The sequence below is a fragment of the Stenotrophomonas sp. LST15-1-1.1 genome (assembly GCF_040815575.1).
Classification (GTDB): Bacteria; Pseudomonadota; Gammaproteobacteria; order Xanthomonadales; family Xanthomonadaceae; genus Stenotrophomonas; species Stenotrophomonas lactitubi_B.
Map to the genome: position 1 here is coordinate 336,321 of NZ_JBFPNJ010000023.1, position 20,306 is coordinate 356,626.

Genomic DNA, 20,306 nt, shown 5'->3' on the forward strand with positions numbered 1-20,306 from the left:
GGTACCATTCCCCCTTTGCAAGCACCGGAAACATCCATGATTCGAAGCATGACGGCCTATGCTGGCGGCGAGCGTTCCACCACGTGGGGCACGCTGGGCTGCGAGCTGCGCTCGGTCAACCACCGCTTCCTGGAAGTGGGCACCCGCCTGCCGGAGGAACTGCGCGCACTGGAACCGCAGCTGCGCGAGCGCATTTCCGCGCGCCTGAGCCGTGGCAAGCTGGATCTGGTGATGCGCCTGCGCGCGCCGGAATCGGCTGCCAGCCTGCAGGTCAACGAGGTGCTGCTGGGCCAGCTGGGCCAGCTGGCGCACCGGCTGACCTCCGACTTTCCCAATCTGCAGGTCAGCTTCACCGACCTGCTGCAGCTGCCGGGCGTCACCCAGGGCGAGGCCACCGATGCCGCGGCCCTACAGGTTGAAGCCCTGGCGCTGCTGGACCAGGTGCTGGACGGCTTCGTCGCCGCCCGCGAGCGTGAAGGCAGTACGCTGGCCACTGCGATTGCCGAGCGCGTGGATGCCATCGAGCGCATCGCCGCCGAGGTCCGCACGCTGATTCCGGCCATTCGCGACGGCCAGCGCGCCAAGCTCGCTGCCCGCCTGGCCGACCTGCCGCATCCGGTCGATCCCGGCCGTGCCGAGCAGGAACTGGTCATGTGGCTGCAGAAGCTGGACGTGGACGAGGAGCTGGACCGCCTGTCCAGCCACATCGTCGAGATCCGCCGCGTGCTCAAGCAGCGCGAGCCGGTCGGCCGCCGCCTGGACTTCCTGCTGCAGGAGTTCAACCGTGAGGCCAACACGCTCGGCTCGAAGTCGGTGGACAGCCGCACGTCCAATGCCGCCGTCGAGCTGAAGGTGCTGATCGACCAGATCCGCGAGCAGGTGCAGAACATCGAATGAGCATTTCCACGCCCCCGGCCGCGATCGCACGCGGCACGCTGTACATCGTTGCCGCCCCCTCCGGCGCCGGCAAGAGCAGCATCGTCAACGCCACCCTGGCGCGCGACCCGCAGATCGCGCTGTCGATCTCGTTCACCTCGCGGGCCATGCGCCCGGGTGAAGTGAACGGCCAGCACTACCACTTCGTCAGCGCGGAGAAGTTCGAGGAGATGATCGCCGCCGGCGACTTCTTCGAACATGCCTGGGTGCACGGCGACTGGAAGGGCACCGCCCGCCAATCGGTGGAGCCGCAGCTGAACGCCGGCCAGGACGTGCTGCTGGAGATCGACTGGCAGGGCGCGCAGCAGGTGCGCCAGCTGGTGCCGGGCACGGTGACGGTGTTCATCCTGCCGCCGTCCAAGCAGGCCCTGCAGGACCGCATGCGCAAGCGCGGCCAGGACAGCGAGGCGGTCATCGCCCAGCGCCTGGGTGCCGCCCGCGATGAAATGCTGCACTTCAATGAGTTCGACTACGTCATCGTCAATGAAGTGTTCGACACCGCCGTGGACGAGCTGTGCGCGATCTTCACCGCCAGCCGCCTGCGCCGGGAGGCCCAGAAGGTCCGGCACGCCGGCCTGATCCAGGCCCTGTTGACCCCGGATGCGAGTTCAACTGATTGATTCCTAAAGGGTCCGGTGGGGGTTGGCTTGATTTTGTCCAGCCCCTGCCAGTACACTCCGTCCCCTTTCCCTCATTCGACTGAGCGGCCGACCGGTCGCCGGGAGCCCGTATGGCCCGCATTACCGTAGAAGATTGCCTGGAAGTCGTTAACAACCGTTTCGAGCTGGTGATGATGGCCTCCAAGCGCGCCCGTCAGCTCGCCAATGGCGTGCAGGCCACGCTGGACAACAGCGAGACCGAGGACAAGCCGACCGTGCTGGCGCTGCGCGAGATCGCTGCCCGCAAGATCGACAACGCGCTGATCGACGAAGTCGAGAAGGCCGAGCGTGAGCGCGCCGAGCGCGAAGCGCTGGAGTGGGCCGCCGCTGAAGTGGTCGCCGACGAAGACATGTCCAAGAACGACGATTGATCGCATCGATCAACGTCATCGCTGGATACGCCGAACAGCCCGCCCCGTGCGGGCTGTTTCGCATTCAGGGTTTGCCGTAAACGTCGCGCTGGCATAGGCTTTGGCCATGAACCCAGGCCCCACTGCCAAGGTCGCCGCAGTCCCCGCTGCCGCCGTACCCGATTACGTCCTCCAGCTCGAACGCGCCGCCCACTACCTGCCGCCCGAGCAGCTGCCGCTGCTGCGCCGTGCGTGGGAAGTCGGCGCCTCCGCGCACGCTGGGCAGACGCGCAAGTCGGGTGAGCCCTACATCACCCATCCGGTGGCCGTGGCCCAGGTGCTGGCCGAGCTCGGCCTGGACGTGGAAGCGCTGATCGCCGCGATCCTGCACGACACCATCGAAGACACCCCGCTGACCCGCGAGGCGCTGTCGGCCGAGTTCGGTGAAGCCGTGGCCGAGCTGGTGGACGGCGTCACCAAGCTGGACAAGCTGAAGTTCCGCGACCGCCAGGAAGCGGCCGCCGAGAGCTTCCGCAAGATGCTGCTGGCGATGTCGCGCGACCTGCGCGTGATCATGATCAAGCTGGCCGACCGCCTGCACAACATGCGCACGCTGGGCGCGCAGAGCCGCGAAGCGCGGGGTCGCATCGCCCGCGAGACGCTGGAGATCTACGCCCCGATCGCGCAGCGGCTGGGCATGAGCCTGGTCAAGAGCGAACTGCAGAACCTCGGCTTCAAGGCGCTGTACCCGTGGCGCCATGCGATCCTGGAAAAGCACATCCGCAGCCAGCCGGTGGTGCGCCGCGAGGCGCTGGCGCAGGTGGAAGTGCAGCTGTCGCAGCGCCTGGCCAAGGAGGGCATCGAGCACCGCCTGGTCAGCCGCATCAAGACCCCGTGGAGCATCTACAACAAGATGCGCGACGAGAACAAATCCTTCGACCAGGTGATGGACGTGTTCGGCTTCCGCCTGGTCGTGCGCGGCGTGCCGCAGTGCTACCACTCGCTGGGCGCAGTGCATGCTGCGTTCAAGCCGCTGGACGGGCGCTTCCGCGATTTCATCGCGATCCCCAAGGCAAACGGTTACCAGTCGCTGCATACCGTGCTGTTCGGCCCGTATGGTTCGCCGATCGAAGTGCAGATCCGCACCGAAGAGATGGACCTGATCGCCGAGCGCGGCGTGGCGGCGCACTGGACCTACAAGTTCGGCGGTGACTCGCCCAACAGCGCGCAGAGCCGCGCGCATGCCTGGATTGTCGAACTGATCGATTCGCAGCGTGCCGCCGGTTCCTCGCTGGAGTTCCTCGACAACGTCAAGGTCGACCTGTTCCCGGACGAGGTCTACCTGTTCACGCCGAAGGGCAAGATCCTGGCCCTGCCGCGCAATTCCACCGCGCTCGACTTCGCCTATGCCGTGCATACCGATGTCGGCAACATGGCCGTGGCCTCGCGCGTGGACAAGAAACTGGTGCCGCTGCGCACCAAGCTGGTGTCGGGGCAGTCGGTGGAGATCATCACCGCGCGCTCGGCCACGCCCAAGCCGCAGTGGCTGGAGTTCGTGGTCACCAGCAAGGCACGCACCGCCATCCGCCACCAGCTCAAGCAGCTGGAGCACGAAGATGCCGTGCAGCTGGGCCACCGCATGCTCGACCGCGCGCTGGAGGCGATGGACAGCTCGCTGGAGCGTCTGCCGAAGGGCCGTCTGGATGCCTTCCTTGCAGAGCACCGGTTCCCGCGCCTGGAGGCCCTGCTGGCCGAAGTCGCGCTGGGCAACTGGATGCCGACCCAGGCCGCGCAGGCGCTGATGGCCTACGCCGAACTGCGCGGCGGGCCGCATTCGCGCCACAGCTCGCAGGAAAAGATCCTGATCAACGGCAGCGAGCGCGGCGTGGTCACCTTCGCCGGCTGCTGCCAGCCGATTCCGGGCGACGACATCATGGGCTACCACACCGCCGGCAAGGGCATCGTGGTGCATCGCATGGATTGCCCGAACCTGGCCGAACTGCGCAAGTCGCCCGAGCGCTGGGTGCTGATCGGCTGGGATACCACCGTATCCGGCGACTACGACACCTCGCTGGTGGTGGAAGTGGAGAACGGTACCGGCGTGCTCGCGCAGCTGGCCGCGGCGATCGCGCAGAGCCATTCCAACATCGAGCGCGTGGATTACCTGGACCGCGATTTCAACGCCGCAGTGCTGGCGTTCAACATCCAGGTACGCGACCGCAACCACCTGGCCGAAGTGATGCGTCGCCTGCGCCGCCTGTCGGTCGTGCAGGCGGTGCGCCGGCAATAACCCTGCTTCGAATCCGGGGTCGGATCCCTCTCCAACGGAGAGGGCTCTGACCCCATCGCGTGATCCGATTACATGCACGGGGTCAGAGCCGTTTCCCGATGGGAAACGGATCCGACCCCGCCTACATTGCCCCCACCCGGTACAATCACCGCTCTGTTTTCCCCCAACGCACCGGAGCGACCCATGTCCCGCCAGATCATCAACACCGAAAAGGCCCCGGCCGCCATCGGCCCGTACTCGCAGGCCGTGCGCGCCGGCAACACCGTGTATTTCTCCGGCCAGATTCCGCTCGACCCGGCCACCGGCGACATCGTCGGCGTGGGTGACGTCGAAGCACAGGCCCGTCGTGCCTTCGACAACCTCAAGGCCGTGGCCGAAGCCGCGGGCGGTTCGCTGGACAAGGTCGTGCGCCTGGGCCTGTACCTGACCGACCTGGCCGAATTCGCCAAGGTCAACGCGGTGATGCAGGACTACTTCCAGGCCCCGTTCCCGGCCCGTTCCACCATCGAAGTCTCCGGCCTGCCGAAGGGCGCCAACTTCGAGGTCGACGCGGTGATGGTCATCGACTGACCGCCACGTGGCACGCAAGGCGGCGGTCACCCCGGCACTGGCACCGTCCGGTGAAGCATCGCTTGCGATGCTCGCCGGCGTCGGTCCGGCCGTGGCCGCCAAGCTGCAGGCGCGTGGCCTGGCCACCCTGCAGGATCTCTGGCTGCACCTGCCGCTGCGCTATGAAGACCGCACCCGGCTGACCCGCATCGAAGACCTGCGCAACGGCATTCCGGCGCAGGTGGAAGTGCGGGTGGTCGCTGTCGAGCGCGGCATGCGCTACCGGCCGATGCTGAAGGTGGCGGTGGAGGACGAAGGGCAGGGCACCCTGGTGCTGCGCTTCTTCCATTTCCGCCAGCAGCAGGTCGGCCAGTTCGCGGTCGGCAACCGGCTGCGCTGCTTCGGTACGCCCAAGCCCGGGCACCTGGGGTTGGAGATCGTCCATCCCAGTTACCAGGTGCTGGGGCGCAATGACGATCCCGATCTCGGCGACCGCCTCGACCCGGTGTATCCCACCGTCGAAGGCGTCGGCCCGATGACGATGCGCAAGCTGATCGGACAGGCGCTTGATCGCCTGCCGGAAGAAAGCACGCTGGAACTGCTGCCGACAGGCTGGCTCGATGGCCTCGGCCTGCCATCACTGCGCAGTGCGCTGCTGACCGTTCATCAGCCGCCGCCGGATGCCGACCTGGCCGCACTCGCTGCCGGCACCCACCCAGCGCAGCGCCGGCTGGCGATGGAAGAACTGCTGGCGCACCACCTCAGCCTGCGTCGCCAGCGCATTGCGCTGCAGGCGCACCACGCGCCACCGCTGGCCGGTCCCGGCAAGCTGGCCAAGGCGCTGCTCAAGCAACTGCCATTCGCGTTGACCGGTGCGCAGGCACGCGTGTTCAAGCAGATCCGCGAAGACCTCGCGCGCCCCAGCCCGATGCTGCGGCTGGTGCAGGGCGATGTCGGCTCGGGCAAGACCGTGGTGGCCGCGTTGGCGGCGATGCTGGCGGTGGAGCAGGGCAAGCAGGTCGCACTGGCTGCCCCCACCGAACTGCTGGCCGAACAACATCTCAACAACCTGCGCGGCTGGCTGGAGCCGCTGGGCGTACGCATTGCCTGGTTGGCCGGCAAGGTCACCGGCAAGGCGCGCGCGAAGGTGATGGAACAGGTCGCCAACGGCGAAGCGCAGGTGGTGGTGGGTACCCACGCGCTGATGCAGGAAGCTGTGGTCTTTCAGGATCTGGCCCTGGCCATCGTCGATGAGCAGCACCGCTTCGGCGTGCACCAGCGGCTTGCGCTGCGCGACAAGGGAAAGGGCGGCAACAACGTGCTGCATCAGCTGGTGATGACCGCCACGCCGATTCCGCGCACGCTGGCGATGTCCGAATACGCCGACCTGGATGTATCGGCCATCGATGAACTGCCACCGGGCCGCACGCCGGTGCAGACCGTTGCACTCAACAACGATCGTCGCCCCGAGCTGATCGAGCGCATCGCCCTGGCCTGCCAGGAAGGGCGGCAGGTCTATTGGGTATGCACGCTCATCGAGGAGAGCGAAGAGCTGGATGCCACGCCCGCGCAGGCCACCTACGAATCGCTGCAGGCGCTGCTGCCCGGCGTGCGCGTGGGGCTGGTGCATGGCCGCCTGAAAGCGGCCGAGAAGCTGGCGACGATGGTCGCGTTCAAGGCCGGCGACATCGACCTGCTGGTGGCCACCACCGTGATCGAAGTCGGCGTGGACGTGCCCAACGCCTCGCTGATGGTGATCGAGAATGCCGAGCGCCTGGGCCTGGCGCAGCTGCACCAGCTGCGCGGCCGTGTTGGTCGTGGTTCGGCGGTGTCACGTTGCGTGCTGCTGTATCAGGCGCCGCTCTCGCAGATGGCGCGCGAACGGCTGCAGACCATGCGCGAAACCAACGACGGTTTCGTCATCGCCGAGAAGGATCTGGAACTGCGCGGTCCCGGCGAACTGCTGGGCACCCGGCAGACCGGCCTGGCCGGTTTCCGCATCGCCGATCTGGCCCGCGACGCGGGCCTACTGCCGGGTGTGCATGAGCTGGCCGAACGCCTGCTTGCGCAGCAGCCGGCGCTTGCAGATCGCGTGGTGCAGCGCTGGATCGGCACCGCCGTGCGTTACGCCTCGGCCTGACTGGCCGGTTGGGGTCGGATCCCTTTGCCGAGCAAAGGGCACTGACCCCGCAAGGGCCAGGACGTCCGCCGCGGACTGGTAGAGCCGAGCCCATGCTCGGCTGCTGTTCGCGCTGCGCGCGTGAGCCGAGCATGGCTCGACTCTACAAAAGCCAAAAGCCTATCCATGCATGGCGTGGATCTACTGGCATTTGCTAGACGGCCGGCAACTGCGTACCCATGTATTCGGACAAACCACGGCAGGCCAGCAGCAGTCCTTCGCGGATGTCATCGCCTATCTGCTGCACTTCTTCGCCGTCCACGCGCACGCGCTCACTGGCGTGCAGCACCTCCAGCAGCAGGATCAGCCCGGCATTGGCGCGGTCGATGCGGGCCAGCGCCACACGTTGGCCCGGCGTATGCCAGCGGCTCGGCCACGGCTGACCATCGGCGCCTTCGCCCTGGCGGATGCGCTTGAGGCAACCCAGCAGGGTGAAGCCGTCGTCCGTCGGCCCGGTCGCGGGGGCGGCGAGGGTGGTTTCCAGTGCCAGCGCCAGCTCATCGGGGATGCTGGTGGCGGCGTCGCCCAGAGTGGCGAACAGGAAGGGATAGCGGGATGCGGTCATGTCGGCAGTCCTTGTGCGCAAGGCAAGGGGCCACCCACTCGAAGGCGAGGGTGGCGGGCGGTGAGTGGTTGCAATACCGGTGACTACCTCAAGAACGCCGGCGGGCGCGAAGCCCCCACGCACCGCCCGCCATAGAACGCACGGACGGATTGCCTGCCGGACGCCACGCAGGAACACGCGCGCAACGCCGGCAGGCAAGCGTAAACAACAAGGCAGTCAAACGGGATTGCAAGCCCGTGCCATCCGTTGTCGATGGCCCCTCATGATGTCCACGACAGCCCTCGTCGCTTCAATGAGAATCATTGGAAAAGTCGAAAACGCTGCAATTGCAGCGAGGCCCTGCAAGCGTAGGCCGATTACGTCATCTTTCCCGATCCCTCCGACATCCATCCACGCATGGCGTGGATCTACCGTGTCGACCAAGGTCGACACCTACCAACAGCTGCAGGGTCGACACCCACCAACAGCAGGCCATGCCATACCGACAGATCACGGAGAACTGTCGAAGGCGGGGTGGGTCCGGTGGCGGGGGCGTGAGCGCCATGGATGGCGCGACCGAGCCTACATGGAGGTATTCACGGCGTCCCCCGCCACCGGACCCACCCCGCCATCCCACGGAATGCCAGCTTTTGCCGTTGCCGTTGCTCCGGCCTCTGCGGGTGCAGGGCGCCGCCCTGCCGAACCCGAACCCCCATACTTGCAACGGTCATCATCCCGGTCCACACTTCGTTGCCGATCTGAAGACGGCAACGATGACCAAGAAGATCCCGCTGTTGATCGATACCGACCCCGGTGTCGACGACGCACTGGCCCTGCTGATGGCCTTCGCCGATGAACGGCATGACGTGGTCGCCCTGACCATCGCCGCCGGCAACGTAGGCCTGCAGTACACCGTCCGCAACGCCCTCAAGCTCTGCGACATCGTCGGCCGCACCGACGTGCCGGTGTTCGCCGGCAGCCCCGATCCGCTGCTGCATCCGTCCGTTGACGCCGCCCACGTGCATGGCCGTGACGGCTATGGCGACGTGGATCTGCCGCCGCCGAGCCGCCAGGCCGACGCCGAGCACGCCGCGCTGGCGATCCTGCGTTTGTCGCACGAACATGCCGGCGAACTGATGCTGGTGATGCTCGGCCCGCTGACCAATCTGGCGCTGGCGCTGAAGCTCGACCCGACGCTGCCCCAGCGCATCAAGCGCATCGTGGTGATGGGCGGCGCAGTCACCTGCCACGGCAACATCACCCCCGCCGCCGAATTCAACATCGCCTTCGATCCGGAAGCCGCGCACGTGGTGTTCACCGCGTTCCCGCACCTGCTGGTGTCGGACTGGGAAGCCACCGTTGCCCACGGCCTGCCGCTGACCGAGGCCGAACAGTGGCTGGGCGCCGATTCCGATCGCGCCCGCTTCTACGAGCTGATCTCGCGCAAGACCCGTGGCCTGTCCGAAGACAGCAAGGGCGGGCGCTGGTACACCGCCGATGCGCTGGCCATGGCCTGGGCGTTGAACCCGGAAGGGCAGTTGCAGGTCGAGTCGCGGCCGCTGAATGTGGAGCTGAACGGAACGTTCAGCCGTGGCGCCACCATCGTCGACTGGAACCGCCAGACCGGCCAGCCCGACAACTGCGATCTGCTGATGGCCTACGACCAGGGGCGTTTCGAGGCCCTGGTGCGCCAGGCCCTGGGTGCGGACTGAGATCCGCCCCCCGCACTGGTTGCCCCGGGCGGCAACCAGTGCTTATAATGCCGCTCTTGACCACCAGCCCATTTACGGTGTGAGCCCATGAAGGCCGATATCCATCCGAACTACCGCGACGTCGTCTTCCATGACGTCACCTCCGATTTCAAGATCCTGACCCGCTCGACCATGGCGACGAAGGAAACCATCAAGTGGGAAGACGGCAACGACTACCCGCTGGTGAAGGTTGAAATTTCCTCGGCTTCGCATCCGTTCTACACGGGCAAGCACAAGGTCATCGACACCTCGGGCCGTATCGACAAGTTCCAGAAGCGCTACGCGCGCTGATACGTCGTACCCGGTTCGAACCGACGGCCGCGCTCTGCGCGGCCGTTTGTTTTTGTCCCACGCCTGCCCAACGGGCGTTTGGATGGACGGAACACTGCGTCCTTGTGACAACGCGTTTGCCGATTCCGGCCGCTCGCTGGCAGGGTGTCGGCTGCCTGTCGTCTACGACTTCTGTCTAGCGCCCGGCAAATGCTGCTGTGCGATAATGACCTGATCCCCGGCACAGGCCGAGGACGTCATTCACGTGCCTGACCAATGCGCTTGGGCAGGCGCCTTCCCATGAAGGAGCGCACACAGTGTCCGATCTTGATCAGGTCACGCTCAACGCCGGCGATAAGTCGGTCGTTCTGCCCGTCATCAAACCCACCCTCGGCAACGACTGCGTCGACATCGCGAAGCTGACCAAGGAAACGGGGTATTTCACCTACGATTCCGGTTTCACCGCGACGGCCAGCTGCAAGTCTGCCATCACCTACATCGACGGCGACAAGGGCGTGCTGCTGTATCGCGGCTACCCGATCGAGCAGCTGTCGGAGAAGTCGAGCTACGTCGAAGTGGCCTACCTGCTGATCAACGGCGAGCGCCCGAGCGCCGAGCAGCTGAAGGCCTTCACCGACGAGCTGGCTGCCGAAGCCAACGTCGATGCGTCGATCAACACCCTGATCGGCAGCTTCGCCAAGGATGCCCATCCGATGGCCATCCTGACCGCCGCCATCGCGCAGCTGTCGGGCATCTACCATGCCTCGCTGGACCTGTCCGACGCCGAACAGCGCCGCCAGGCCGCCGTGCGCCTGATCGCCAAGGTGCCGACCCTGTCGGCGCTGATCTACCGCCACGGCAAGGGCCTGCCGGCCAACAAGCCGGACACCTCGCTGGACTACGTCAGCCGCTTCCTGAAGCAGACCTTCGAGTCGGCCGATGGCAAGTACGAACTGAACCAGGACGTGGTCAAGGCGCTGGATCTGCTGTTCATCCTGCACGCCGACCACGAGCAGAACGCGTCGACCTCGACCGTGCGTCTGGTCGGTTCGACCGGTGCCAACCCGTACGCGTCGGTCGCCGCTGGCGTCACCGCGCTGTGGGGTCCGGCCCACGGCGGTGCCAACGAAGCCGTGCTGAAGATGCTGGAAGAGATCGGTTCGGCCGACAACGTCGAATCGGCCGTGCTCAAGGCCAAGGACAAGACCTCCGGCTTCCGCCTGATGGGCTTCGGCCACCGCGTGTACAAGAACTTCGACCCGCGCGCGAAGGTCATCGGCGAGATGACCGGCAAGGTGCTCAAGCAGCTGGGCGTGCAGGATCCGCTGCTGGACGTGGCCGTGAAGCTGGAACAGGCTGCGCTGCAGGACGAGTACTTCGTCGCCCGCAAGCTGTACCCGAACGTCGATTTCTACAGCGGCATCATCTACAAGGCGCTGCAGATCCCGACCGAGATGTTCACCGTCATGTTCGCCCTGGGCCGCACCTCCGGCTGGGTCTCGCATTGGCTGGAACAGCAGGTCGACCCGGAAATGAAGATCGGCCGTCCGCGCCAGGTCTACACCGGCCACGACGTGCGCGACTACCAGGGCTGATCGCTCTGCGTAGTTTGTGCTGAAGACGCCCCGCGATTGCGGGGCGTTTTTTTTTGCTTCTGGTAGATGCCAACCTTGGTTGGCACGATGTCGGCGCCCGCGAAACATCATCCACGCATGGCGTGGATCTACTGCACCCCGGCTGTTGGCACGACGCTCGGCGCGCCAAGAGCGCGTGATTCAAGGGTCTCACCAGCTTCACAAGCGCTCGCGCAGCCTCAGGACACCAACTGCACCCGCAGCACCTGATACGGAGCGTTCGACCCCATGAGTACCCGATTCGACCCACCCGAGCGCGGCCCGCTTGGTCCCGACGTCGCCACTGTCGTCACCACTCCCATCGTGCCACCCACCAGCGAAAGCGCGGTGTCATGGGGCGCCATTTTCGCCGGCGCCGCTGCGGCCGCCGCACTGTCGCTGATCCTGCTTATCCTGGGTGTTGGCCTCGGCCTGTCCTCGGTATCGCCGTGGTCGTTCGAAGGCGTTTCCAAGGAAACCTTCGGCTGGACCAGCGTCGCGTGGCTCACCTTCACCGCGCTGGCCGCTTCCGGTCAGGGCGGCTATCTGGCAGGCCGCCTGCGCACCAAGTGGACGCAGATCCACGGCGATGAGACCTACTTCCGCGATACCGCGCACGGCTTCGTGTCGTGGGCCGTGGCCACGCTGCTCACTGCCGGTCTGCTGACCTCGGCCATCGGTGGCGTGCTGGGCGCCGGCGCAAAGGTGGCCGGTGCCACCGCAGGTGCTGCGGTCTCCACCGCAGGCGTTGCTGCTGCCGGTGTCGGCACGGCGGCTGCCGGCGGTCAGGAAGGCGACCTCAACTACTGGGTGGATTCGCTGTTCCGCAACGCCACCACGCAGGGCCCGGACGCCGCCGGTGCACCTCCGGCTCCGCCGGCAGCGGGCGCAGCAGCGGGCAACGGCCCGATGGACCCTGCCGCACCGCCGCCGCCTGCCGCCAGCGTTGGCCCACGTGACGCGCGCACGGCCCCGCCGCCGCCGCGCCCGATGCCGGGCAATGGCCCGATGGGTGACCGCCGCGAAGTCCGTGCCGAAGTGAACCGCATCATCGTCAACAGTCTGCAGGGGGATGGCCTGGACCCGGCCGATACCCAGTACCTGTCGCAGCTGATCGCGCGCGAGACGGGCATGAGCCCGGCCGAAGCGCAGGCCCGTGTGACTGACGTGCAGACCCGCATGCGTGCTGCACTGGAAAAGGCCAAGACCACCGCCAAGCAGGCTGCCGACGATGCCCGCAAGGCCACGGCCTATGCCGCGCTGTGGCTGTTCATCACCCTGCTGATCGGCGCGTTCTTCGCCAGCCTCAGCGCCACCTGGGGCGGCCGTCGCCGTGACCTGTAATCCGCATCTGATGCAAGGAGACCTGCCATGAAGACACTTCTGCTCTGGTTCCTGGGCGTACCGATTCCGCTGCTGATCCTGTACGCGATCTTCTTCTGAGAGCGTGTTGTTGAGTGAGACCCATCAGGCCGCCGCAAGGCGGCCTGATGCCATCCGGTTGTGCGTGAGCATGTGTAGCGTCGAGCCATGCTCGACCCATGCGCGCAGCGCGAACAGCGGTCGAGCATGGCTCGACTCTACAAAAGCAAATCACGGCAGCCAGACGCCGGCCCGGTGCTACGCCTCTGCGTACCGGCTCGGCGAACATCCCAGCACACGCCGGAAGGCAGCAGAAAATGCACTCGGGCTTGCATAGCCAAGGTCCAATGCCACACGCGTCACCGCCTGGCCCTGTCCCAGCCGCTCGATGGCTACCAGCAGGCACACCTGTTGCCGCCACTCGGCAAAACCTACCCCGGTATCGGCGCGGAACAGGCGCGTGAACGTGCGCCGGCTCATGCCTGCCTCGGCCGCAACGTCATCGAGGCGGGCTGCCAGCGAGGGATCATCGAACAGGGCACGACAGACACGTGCAAGGCGTGCATCGGCAGGCAGCGGTGCATGCAGGGAAAGCACCGGCATCGATGCGATTTCCGCCACCAGCAACTGCATCAGTTTGCCTGCTCGCCCGTCCTCGTCGTACAGCGGAGGCAGGTCCACCGCCGCCTCCAGCAGCTGCTGCAACAGCGCAGAGACCGCGTACACCCGGCAGTGCTCGGGCAGCGCCACTGCGTCGGCCGCCTCGGCGGAGAGAAAGGCGTTGAGCATCGTCACCGGCCCCCGCATGGTCATCTCATGCGCCAGGCCTGCAGGCACCCAGCAGGCGCGCCGTGGCGGAACCAGCCAACGCCCCTGCGGCGTGGCCACACTGATGGTGCCGCGCGCAGCGAACGCGAACTGCCCACGCCGATGGGCATGACGGGGAAACGTGGACTCGGCTGCGTAGTCGTTCGAGGTGACCACGACATCGCGTGGCAGGTCTTCGTAGGGGTCAAGCAGCGAGTTGCGCATGGCCCGGATTCTATAGCGATTGACCCGCCATCGACGGTGCGACTGACGTGCGATGCCTAGCATCGGGGATTCCCCCAACTGCACTGGAATCCCATGGCCAATACCTTTCATCGCGTGGGGCACGGATCGCACCCTGTCCTGGTCCTGCACGGCTGGTTCGGCGACGCGCACGCGTTCGAGCCCATCGAGCCATGGCTGTCGCGCGACGACTTCAGCTACCTCTTCATGGACTGCCGCGGCTACGGCGGCATGCGCGATGCGCCCGGCGCGTACACCATCGACGAGATCGCCTCCGATGCGCTGGACCTGATGACGTCCCTCGGCCACGAACGCTTCAGCGTGGCAGGTCATTCGATGGGCGGCATGGCCATTGAACGCATGGCGGTGCTTGCGCCGGAACGGATACGCGGCATGGTGGCCATTGCGCCGGTGCCTTGCGGCGGCATTGCCTACGACGCCGCGACGCGAGGCCTGCTTGAAGCGGCAGCCGGGGACGTCGGCATCCGTCGGACCATCATCGATCGCAGTACTGGCGGACGGCTGCCGGCACAATGGCTCGACTGGAAGGCCGCGTATTCGGCGGCACATGCTTCACCTGCAGCATTTGCTGCCTATCTTCCAGCGTGGGCGGATACCGATTTCAGCAATGAGATCGTCGGCACTCATCGGTTGAAGGTGCTGGTGGGTGGGCACGATCCCACCTTCAACCGTGCACTGATGGAGCGCACGTATCTGCGCCGCTACCGGCAGGCCACGATGGAGGTCCTGCAGGATGCCGGGCATTACCCGATGAACGAGACGCCGCTGGCCCTGGTGGCGGCCATGGAATCGTTCCTGAAAGAGGCGTCGGGTCCGGGATGAATGGTTTCTGACATTGGATGTCGTTTTCACATCTTTTCGGAGTTATTGCATGGGCATCACATTCGAGGCGATAGAACCTGAGGGTACTTATCCCTGCATGGAGAACACCATGAACCGACGACTCACTCTTGCGCTCCTCGCCACCTCCTTGAGCCTGCTCAGCGCTGGGGCCTTTGCCCAGTACACCGGCCCGGGCGCCACCAGCGCCGTCACCACGGTTGCCGAGGCGCGCGACCAGCGTGACGACCAGCCGGTGGTGCTGCAGGGCACGCTGGTGGCCAAGATCGGCCACGAGCGCTACCGGTTCAAGGACGCCACCGGCGAGATTGATGTGGAAATCGACGACAAGGATCTGCCCAGCCACCAGGCCGTCAGCGCGACCACCGTGGTGGAGCTGCACGGTGAAGTGGATACGCATCGCTTCAAGCCCACCGACATCGACGTGGATCATGTGCGGATCGTCAGCACGCGTTGAGGCGACGGTGGTGCACCCGTGCGTCGAGCGTAGCCCGACTGAACAAGAGTGCGTGTCTCGCAATGAGGGTTGTTGCAAAGACCGGATGAGGAAGTTTGCATAACCCTCAAACATTGAACGACTTCAAGGAATCTCCTTAACGTTCAGCTATTTAGGAATGCTTGAATGGCCGGCGCAGGGTAGGCATACCTACCATTCTCTCGTCGGCCGCACCCACCTCTGCGGACGGCGCTTCCCTCCCTTTCTCCTTGGGGAGGGAAGCTTTCATATCCCCCTGTCCGAGAGAGACAACCATGCACGCCATTCTGAAGAAGGCCACGCTCGCTGCAGCGCTGGCTACCGTTTCGCTGTCGGCGAATGCTGCCGAATCCCATATCAAGGTCTACACCAACGTCGACTTGTCGCTGGCGCTGCTGAAGGCCGATGGCAGCCCGCTGCCGGACATGATGGAAATGACCCACATCCCGGGTGATGGCCTGCGCACCATCACCGAGCGCGTTCGCGTTTTCACCAACGACGAGACCAAGGACATTGAAGTCAATGTGATGCACGACCCTGTGCTTGTCATCAAGAGCGGTACCGCACCGACGGTGCCGTTGAGCGTCAGCCTCAACAAGACGCCGCTGACCGTTGCGCCGAAGGACTTCCTGGCCGCGAACATCTTTGACGGCGCGATGCCCGGCGCGTCGTACATCATGGACCTCGATATCGCCCAAGCCACCAAGGCTCCGCTGACCGTTGCCGGTGCCTACGAGGGCATCGTCAGCATCGCCATGAAGCAGAAGACCGCTTCGCCGTAACACCCCGCGCCGGCCCGGCAACGGGCCGGCCGCTTCAGGCATGACACCCATGAAAGTTCCTGTACCGGCCGTCACTCGGCTGGCGGTCGCGCTCGCCTTGTCGTTGGCCATGCCCCTGGTCGCGGCACGCGGCGTTCCGCCCGGCTTCGAGGATCTGGTTGAAGGCCAGATCGAACAACTCGATGTGCGCCTGTTCGCTCGCTCGGCCGGGCTTTCGCCGGTACGCGTGACTTTGGAATACGTGCAGCTGGAAGACCCCGCGCGCGTTCTGCAGGCGTTGGACCTTTCCACCGAGGCGCAGGCAGCACTGCTGCCCGCGCTTTCCCTGCCGATGCCGCGCAACAGCCATCTCGCCTGCCGCTACGGCGGCGGCAGTGCTGGCTGCGGCTATCTCGACCCACCCGAGGATCCCAACACCGTGCGTGCCCTCTACGACGAAGGCGAAGGTGCGGTGCGCCTGTTCGTCGCCCGCCAGTGGATCGACGCCGAGCCAGCGACCGATCGTTTCCACCAGATCAGCAGCAACGCCGAGAATGCGTTCCTGCACCAGCAGACCGTCAACCTCAGTGGCGGTCGCGATTACCAGGTGCTAACTGCCCAGGGGGCCGGTGCCCTGGGCCTGTTCCAGCGTGGCCACCTGGCCGTGGACTGGAACTTCAGCAGCCAGCAGTACCGGCGCAGCACGCGCCGCCAGCAGTTCCAGTTCGACAACGCCTATTACCGGCATGACCTGGGCCAGCAGCACTACCTGCAGGCCGGGCGCATGGATCGCCGCAACCTGAGCAGCCCGCAGGGCGGCACCTTCAGTTTCAGCATGCTGCCAATGGATCGCTTCGCCGGGCTGCGTGTGGGCACTACCCAAGCGTACGTGGACACCGATTCGGCCGTACAGGCCTCGCCGCTGACCGTGCTGCTGGCCCGTGACGCGCGCGTGGACGCGTTTGATGGCGAACGCCTGCTGCAGACCTTCTACCTGCAGGCGGGCATCAACGATCTGGACACCCGTCGCTTCCCGTTCGGCAACTACACCGTGTCACTGCGCATCTACGAAGACGGCGTGCTGGTGCGCAACGAAGACGCACCTTTCGACAAGGGGGGCGACTGGAGCAACAGCAGCGTGCAGTGGTTCATGCAGGGCGGCCGCCGCAACGAGCGTCGCAGTGACCGCTTCGATGGCGAGAGGGCGGCCATGGCCGGCCTGCGCGTGCCGTTCGGGCGCGACCTGGCAGTGACGGCCGGAGCCGCCGACCTCGGTGGTTTCAGCTATGGCGAATTGCGCGTGGACTTCCGCCGATTGTTTGCCACCCAGGAAATCCGCGCGTCCTTCAGCGGCCTGCGTGGCAGCGATGGCAGCAGTGGCCAGCAGAACCAGCTGTCCTATCGTCGCCACGCGTCTTGGAACGTGTACCACCAGCGGCTGCGCGGCAACGCCTGCCAGTTCGAAGACGACGCGCGTGACCGGCTTGGCTGCGCCGATTCGCTCAGCGCCTCGATGGCGGTACCGGTAGCAGGCGGCAGCGCTTACGTGGCGTATACACGGCGACAGACCTGGCGACGCGGCACGTTGCTGCCGGGCGAACTTGACGATCCGATGGTGGGACTGGATCCCTTGTTGCCACCGTGGGAACCCCGGTTCAATCGCGAGCTGCAGCTCACCCGTACCTGGCAGGCCAGCTACAGCCGCGTACAGCGCTGGCAGGAGTTCAGTGTGTCCGCCCGCGTGGGCGTGTGGCAGCAGAGCAGCCGCAGCAGCCTGATTGACGGTCGCGACCGGGGCATCTACGTGAACCTGTCGCTGACCCGCCTGCAACGGAACGAGGGCGGTAGTGCGCAGCGCCGCTACAGCCTGGACATCCGCCAACCGCAACACGCCCGGCCGGATGTCAGCTACAGCGCCGGGCAGACCGTGCGTCAGGAAGTAGACGCGCAGTACCGCGAAGCCACGGTGGACCTGCGCGGCAACAACAGTGACCGCTACAGCGCCTCGCTCAGTGGTCAGGTGCAGAACAGCATCGGCCATACCAGCATCACCGTGGCGCGCTACCAGCAACGTGGCAATAACGAAATGGCCTACAGCGCCACTCACAGCTCGGGGCTGGCACTGGGCCGCCGCGGCCTGTACTGGGGTGGTGGGCTGGGCGCCGAAGCTGGGTTGGCGGTGCAGGTGGACGATACCGATGATCTGGAGCTCACCGGCGTGGCCGCCGAGCTGCAGGTGGGTGGCCTGCGCCGGCAGCGTCTGGCGCTGGGCGAACGTCGCCTGCTGCCGCTGTCGGCCTACCAATCGCACCGCGCCGAAGTGCAGGACGCCAGTGCGTTGAACAGCGATGCCGCCATCCGTGTGACCGGCGTGGGTGGCGCCCGCCCGCTATTCCTGGCGCCGGGCCGGCTGGTGCAGATGCCGGTACCGATCGAGGTGACGTACACCTTCATCGGCAGTGCCCGCGATATTGCCGGCGTGCCACTCAGCGGTGCGCGGATTCTCAATGCCCCGGTGCCGGGTACCGGCAGCAATGGGGGCTTCGTTGCCGATTTCCCGCGACGCGAACGCGTGCTCTACCTGCTGCAGCAGAACCAGCTGCTGCACTGCCCCTTGCAGGTGCGCGAGCGCCGCAGCGTCGTGATGCTGGTAGGCCAGGTGCAGTGCGAACCGATGGCCGTGGCGCAGCTGCCGCCTGACATCCGCCAGCAGGCGCGTGTGAGCCGGTTGTTGCAGGAGCAGGCGTTGATCGCCGCTACGCCACAGACCGCTGCGGTGGGGGGGGCGCCATGAGCTGGCGTTGGATGTGGGTGTTGATGGTGGTGATGCCGAGTGCGTGGGCGCAAAGGCCGCCTGAGACGGTGCCTGGCGGCGTGTCGCGCCAGAGCCATGTGCTTTCCTACGATAGATCTTCATTGCCTGGTGATATTGAACTATTGCCGCGAAAGACAGTGCTCGGCTACAGCACGGATGTCAGCAGAGGCTTTGGACTGATTCACCTCACCTGCCGATCAAATACCAACTCGGCCAATGGTGCTTGCCCGCAAGAAGACACGGGATTGCCTCCCGCGTCTGGCGTCACAAAGATTGCATTGCGTTTCACTGAGGCCAGGAGTGGACTGCAGACCGACGTGATGGTGCGTGGCGCGCTGCAGAGAGCTTATGGTGGGAGGACGTGCTATCTCGACTCCTGGAACCCCAACGACTATCTGATATCCAGTTCTTCTTCGCCACAGTGCGTTGACACAGGTGCGAGTGGAACAGGTGTCCTGCTCTCTGTACCTGCGGAAGAGTTGGGCAAGCTGGTGGCCGGACATTGGGCTGCGGAGCTGATCCTTGATCTGCGGACGGCATCACTGGGTCCCGTTGTCGCATCGTACGAGTTCACCTTCGACCTCACGATCACCGACCACAACGCGGTCTCCATCTACTTCCCCGCTTTCCCCAACGTCTCCCCCCTCGTAGCGCTCAATGCCGGGTATGACCCGATCAGCCGGACCATCGGCGGCCGCACCGTATTGGACATGTGTCTCTACGACGGTCTGGGCTCACAAGCGCAGTACCTCGGTGTAACCGTACGCGATACCGGCACGCGGCCACCCGGGCCGAGCGGGTTTTCCCTGTGGCATGACACCGCCGGCAACGACGACAGCCAACGCCTGGACTACACCGTCACGCTCGACCACAACGGCACCACGGTGCCGCTGACCAACGGTGTGGAAGAGCAGCTGCACGGCATCGATGCCGCACAGCTGCGGATGGTGATGCTGCCTGGCATGAGTCAACCGGTGTTCTGCGTGCCCACGCCGATGACGCTGGAGATCCCTCGTGTCCCCGTTTCCACAAAACGTTCGGGCATCTACTGGGGCGACCTGAAGGTCGAGCTCCGTGTGCCCACCACAACCCCCTGAACCCCCGGGAGCCTCCATGAAGTTCACCACCATCTCCCTGATTCCTCTTGCGCTGCTGCTGGCCGCGCCCGCGCAGGCCAACCTCACCATCCATCCGATGCGCGCCTCCGTGGATGGCAAGCGAGCCACCCAGATCCGCATCTATTCCCAGTCCACCCAGCCGCAGTACATCCAGGCAACGCTGCGGCGGATTGTCGACCCGGCAGGCGCGGAAGAGAGCGAAGTGGATATCGAGCCTAGTGAAGCGGCCATCGCTATCACCCCGGGCAAGTTCGCCCTCGCAGGCGGTGGCAACCGCCTGATCCGTGTCATTCCGCTCCAGCCGGTGCTGCAGGAAACCGCCTATCGCGTGTACTTCGAAGGCGTGCGTGGACCTGAGGAAACGCCTGTGGCGGAGGACAGTGCGCAAGCCAATGTCGGCGTGAACCTTGTATGGGGAGCGCTGGTAAACGTATTGCCACGAGATGGAACGGTGTTGCCTGCAGTGCACGGCAGCACCCTGCGCAATGACGGCACGCTGCGGTTGGGCATCACCAGCATCGCCGATTGCGTGGGCAATCGCTGTACCGCCCATGACGTCTCCCGAAGCCTGTATCCCGGCAGCTCGCTGCAACTGCCGTTCACCGCCTCCCCCGGGCACACCGTGCAGTTGCGCTACCGGCTCACCAATGATGGCTATCGCGAGCACGTACAGACGGTCACGCCATCCGACATTTGACCCAACGCCCCTGTGCAAACAGGGGT

18 protein-coding genes are annotated in these 20,306 nt (G+C 65.6%); 16 read left to right on the forward strand and 2 right to left on the reverse strand.

Translation table 11 applies throughout. The features are described from left to right. Nucleotides 1-36: 36 nt before the first annotated feature. The 6 genes from MRBLST15_RS11850 to recG all read left to right on the forward strand — a co-directional run bounded on the left by MRBLST15_RS11850 (nt 37) and on the right by recG (nt 6,924). A complete protein-coding gene (locus MRBLST15_RS11850; protein ID WP_251476800.1) occupies nt 37-897 on the forward strand; it encodes a YicC/YloC family endoribonuclease in 861 nt (286 codons plus the stop codon). Beyond that, complete coding sequence (gmk, locus tag MRBLST15_RS11855) at nt 894-1,556, forward strand: guanylate kinase (RefSeq protein ID WP_089236668.1); 663 nt, start codon at nt 894-896, stop codon at nt 1,554-1,556. The genes MRBLST15_RS11850 and gmk overlap by 4 nt, the downstream gene beginning before the upstream one ends. A gap of 110 nt (nt 1,557-1,666) precedes the next feature. Beyond that, a complete protein-coding gene (rpoZ, locus tag MRBLST15_RS11860; protein ID WP_005410877.1) occupies nt 1,667-1,966 on the forward strand; it encodes a DNA-directed RNA polymerase subunit omega in 300 nt (99 codons plus the stop codon). A 106-nt stretch (nt 1,967-2,072) separates the two neighbouring features. After that, nucleotides 2,073-4,235: a RelA/SpoT family protein gene (locus MRBLST15_RS11865; RefSeq protein WP_165377991.1), complete on the forward strand. Its 2,163-nt coding sequence runs from the start codon at nt 2,073-2,075 to the stop codon at nt 4,233-4,235. 183 nt (nt 4,236-4,418) lie between these two features. Continuing rightward, nucleotides 4,419-4,805 (forward strand): RidA family protein, encoded by a 387-nt coding sequence (locus MRBLST15_RS11870; RefSeq protein WP_025874214.1) that lies wholly within the window; start codon nt 4,419-4,421, stop codon nt 4,803-4,805. Nucleotides 4,806-4,812: 7 nt separating this feature from the next. Next, nucleotides 4,813-6,924, forward strand: a complete 2,112-nt coding sequence (recG, locus tag MRBLST15_RS11875; protein WP_367785983.1) for an ATP-dependent DNA helicase RecG — start codon at nt 4,813-4,815, stop codon at nt 6,922-6,924. Between the two features lie 193 nt (nt 6,925-7,117). Here recG and MRBLST15_RS11880 read toward each other — a convergent pair whose 3' ends face one another. Next, entirely contained in the window at nt 7,118-7,528 is a 411-nt protein-coding gene (locus MRBLST15_RS11880) for a hypothetical protein (protein ID WP_367785984.1), read from the reverse strand. Between the two features lie 752 nt (nt 7,529-8,280). Between MRBLST15_RS11880 and MRBLST15_RS11885 the strand changes: the two genes are divergently transcribed. The 4 genes from MRBLST15_RS11885 (at nt 8,281) to MRBLST15_RS11900 (ending at nt 12,485) form a co-directional block, all read left to right on the forward strand. Next, a complete protein-coding gene (locus tag MRBLST15_RS11885) occupies nt 8,281-9,219 on the forward strand; it encodes a nucleoside hydrolase (protein ID WP_205405173.1) in 939 nt (312 codons plus the stop codon). 87 nt (nt 9,220-9,306) lie between these two features. Next, the gene (locus MRBLST15_RS11890; protein WP_010484049.1) at nt 9,307-9,549 is read left to right on the forward strand and encodes a type B 50S ribosomal protein L31; all 243 of its coding nucleotides are present in this window, start codon (nt 9,307-9,309) and stop codon (nt 9,547-9,549) included. Between the two features lie 296 nt (nt 9,550-9,845). Next, entirely contained in the window at nt 9,846-11,123 is a 1,278-nt protein-coding gene (locus tag MRBLST15_RS11895; protein ID WP_033831906.1) for a citrate synthase, read from the forward strand. Between the two features lie 267 nt (nt 11,124-11,390). Next, nucleotides 11,391-12,485, forward strand: a complete 1,095-nt coding sequence (locus MRBLST15_RS11900) for a hypothetical protein (protein ID WP_367785985.1) — start codon at nt 11,391-11,393, stop codon at nt 12,483-12,485. 276 nt (nt 12,486-12,761) lie between these two features. Here MRBLST15_RS11900 and MRBLST15_RS11905 read toward each other — a convergent pair whose 3' ends face one another. Next, on the reverse strand, nt 12,762-13,535 hold the full coding sequence (locus MRBLST15_RS11905) for an AraC family transcriptional regulator (RefSeq protein WP_367785986.1): 774 nt from the start codon (nt 13,533-13,535) through the stop codon (nt 12,762-12,764). A gap of 93 nt (nt 13,536-13,628) precedes the next feature. Between MRBLST15_RS11905 and MRBLST15_RS11910 the strand changes: the two genes are divergently transcribed. From MRBLST15_RS11910 to MRBLST15_RS11935, 6 genes are all read left to right on the forward strand, one after another. Further along, a complete protein-coding gene (locus MRBLST15_RS11910; protein ID WP_367785987.1) occupies nt 13,629-14,396 on the forward strand; it encodes an alpha/beta fold hydrolase in 768 nt (255 codons plus the stop codon). Between the two features lie 109 nt (nt 14,397-14,505). Next, nucleotides 14,506-14,871, forward strand: coding sequence for a NirD/YgiW/YdeI family stress tolerance protein (locus MRBLST15_RS11915; RefSeq protein ID WP_100553448.1), 366 nt, complete (start codon nt 14,506-14,508; stop codon nt 14,869-14,871). 293 nt (nt 14,872-15,164) lie between these two features. Continuing rightward, nucleotides 15,165-15,671, forward strand: a complete 507-nt coding sequence (locus tag MRBLST15_RS11920) for a CS1 type fimbrial major subunit (RefSeq protein WP_367785988.1) — start codon at nt 15,165-15,167, stop codon at nt 15,669-15,671. A 49-nt stretch (nt 15,672-15,720) separates the two neighbouring features. Beyond that, entirely contained in the window at nt 15,721-18,444 is a 2,724-nt protein-coding gene (locus MRBLST15_RS11925; protein WP_367785989.1) for a TcfC E-set like domain-containing protein, read from the forward strand. Beyond that, nucleotides 18,441-19,562 carry a CfaE/CblD family pilus tip adhesin gene (locus MRBLST15_RS11930; RefSeq protein WP_367785990.1) on the forward strand — a complete coding sequence of 374 codons (1,122 nt, stop codon included), beginning with the start codon at nt 18,441-18,443 and terminating at the stop codon, nt 19,560-19,562. Before MRBLST15_RS11925 ends, MRBLST15_RS11930 begins: the two co-directional genes overlap by 4 nt. A 16-nt stretch (nt 19,563-19,578) precedes the next feature. Further along, entirely contained in the window at nt 19,579-20,280 is a 702-nt protein-coding gene (locus MRBLST15_RS11935; protein WP_367785991.1) for a pilus assembly protein, read from the forward strand. Nucleotides 20,281-20,306: the final 26 nt, after the last annotated feature.